At 74.0% G+C, this 2,674-nt stretch carries 1 protein-coding gene; it reads right to left on the reverse strand.

The genetic code is table 11. From position 1 onward, the window contains the following. Positions 1 to 113: 113 nt before the first annotated feature. The coding region (locus tag ACWGKQ_RS52120; protein WP_453299171.1) for an Rne/Rng family ribonuclease at positions 114 to 2,674 on the reverse strand (2,561 nt) is incomplete at its 5' end.

Below are 2,674 nucleotides of genomic sequence, written 5' to 3' on the forward strand. Positions count from 1 at the left end.
GGGGGGGGGGGGTGGGGGCACACGGGGGGCGGGGGGGGGGGGGGGCCGGGCCCCGCGCGGGGGTCCCCTACCGGGGGGGGGCCGGCCCGGGGGCCCGCCCCCGCGCCCGGGCGTCAGCCCTCGTCGGAGGCGGTGGCGACCGTGGTGGTCTTCTTCGCCGTCGACTTGGCGGCGGCCGTCTTGGCGGTCTTGGCCGCCTTCTTGGCCGTCGTCGTCTTCTTCGCGGCCGCCGTCTTCTTGGCAGCGGTCTTCTTGGCGGCCGTCTTCTTCGCCGCGGTCTTCTTGGCAGCCGTCTTACGGGCCGTCTTCTTGGCCGGGGCGGCCTCCTCGACGGCCTCGGTGGCCTCGGCGGCCTGCACAGCCTCGGCGGGGGCCTCCGCGGCCGCCGCCGGCGTCTCCGCCGCCGGTACGACCACGACGGCCGCCTCCTCCGACGCGGTCGGCGCGGTGGCCTTGCGGACCGCACGACGGCGCGGACGGGCCGGAGCGGCGGGCTCGGCCGCCTCGGCGACAGGCTGGGGCTCGGGCTCCTCGGCAGCCGCCGGCGTGCTCTCGGCGACGACGGTCACCACGGCCGCCTCGGCCCCCGCGGGGGAACCGGCGGGCGCCGACACCTTCCGGGTCGCACGCCGACGCGTACGGCCAGTGGGTGCGGCCTCCTCGGCAGCCGGGGCCGCCTCGGCCACCGCGGCCTCGGCCACCGGAGCCTCGACCACCGGGTCCTCGACGGCGACGGGCTCGGCGTGCGCCTCGGCGGCGGGCACCTCCGCCACCTCGGCCTCGGCCTCCCGCCGTGCCCCGCGGCGCTCCTTGGGCGCGCCTGCCGGAGCCGAGGCCCGGCGGCTCGCCCGGCGGCGGGTACGGCCGCGGCCGGCCGCGGCCTCCGCCTCGGCGACGCTGCTGTACAGCTCCTCGTCCGGCGCGAAGTCGGGCGCGGGCAGCGCGACCGGCTCGGCGGCCTCGGCCGCGACCTCCGCGGCCGTCTCGACCGCGTGGACGGCCTCGGCGTGCTCGACGGCCCCGTCGGCCACGACCTCGTGCGTCTCGTGGACGTCGTGGTCGTGCTCGTGCCCGTCGCCGCCGCGCCCGCGCTTCTTGCGCTTGCCGCCGCCACCGCCGCCGGAGCTGGGCTGCTCCATGTGGACGATGACGCCGCGGCCGTTGCAGTGCACGCAGGTCTCGGAGAAGGACTCCAGGAGGCCCTGTCCGACGCGCTTGCGGGTCATCTGGACGAGCCCCAGCGAGGTCACCTCGGCGACCTGGTGCTTCGTACGGTCCCGCCCGAGGCATTCGAGCAGGCGGCGCAGCACCAGGTCCCGGTTGGACTCCAGGACCATGTCGATGAAGTCGATGACGATGATGCCGCCGAGGTCGCGCAGCCGCAGCTGGCGGACGATCTCCTCGGCCGCCTCCAGGTTGTTCCTGGTGACGGTCTCCTCGAGGTTGCCGCCCTGGCCGGTGAACTTGCCGGTGTTGACGTCGACGACGACCATCGCCTCGGTCCGGTCGATGACCAGGGACCCGCCGCTGGGCAGCCAGACCTTGCGGTCCAGGGCCTTGGCGAGCTGCTCGTCGATCCGGTAGGTGGCGAAGACATCGACCTCGGAGGTCCACTTCGACAGCCGGCCCGCGAGGTCGGGGGCGACGTGCGCGACGTAGCCGTAGACGGTCTCCCAGGCCTCGTCACCGCTGACGATGACCTTGGAGAAGTCCTCGTTGAAGATGTCGCGGACGACCCGGACGGTCATGTCGGGCTCGCCGTACAGCAGCGTCGGGGCGTTGCCGTTCTTCGACTTCTTCTGGATGTCCTCCCACTGCGCCTGGAGCCGTTCGACGTCGCGGCGCAGCTCGTCCTCGCTGGCGCCCTCGGCGGCGGTGCGCACGATGACGCCCGCGTCCTCGGGGACGATCTTCTTGAGGATGGTCTTCAGCCGGGCCCGTTCGGTGTCGGGCAGCTTGCGGCTGATGCCGGTCATCGAGCCCTCGGGGACGTACACGAGGTAGCGGCCCGGGAGGGAGACCTGGCTGGTCAGGCGGGCGCCCTTGTGGCCGATCGGGTCCTTGGTGACCTGGACGAGCACGGACTGGCCGGACTTCAGGGCGGACTCGATGCGGCGCGGGCCGTTGGCCATGCCCAGCGCCTCGAAGTTGACCTCACCGGCGTAGAGCACGGCGTTGCGGCCCTTGCCGATGTCGATGAAGGCGGCCTCCATCGAGGGCAGTACGTTCTGGACCTTGCCCAGGTAGACGTTGCCGACGTACGAGGTCGACTGCTCCTTGTTGACGTAGTGCTCGACGAGCACGCCGTCCTCCAGGACGCCGATCTGGGTGCGGTCGCCGTGCTGGCGGACGACCATCACGCGTTCGACGGCCTCGCGGCGGGCGAGGAACTCGGCCTCGGTGATGATCGGGACGCGTCGGCGGCCCTGCTCGCGGCCTTCGCGGCGGCGCTGCTTCTTGGCCTCCAGACGGGTCGAGCCCTTGATGGACTGCACCTCGTCGGAAGGCTCGGAGGGCTTGCGGGGCTCACGGACCTTGACGACCGTGCGCTCCGGGTCGCCCTCGCCGGGCTCGGTGTCGGTGTCGGAGGAGGTGTCCCCGGCGCGCCGGCGGCGGCGCCGGCGACGGCGGCTGCTGGAGGAGGACAGGCCGGCCTCGTCGTGGCCCTCCTCGT

It is taken from the genome of Streptomyces sp. NPDC054770 (assembly GCF_053611985.1).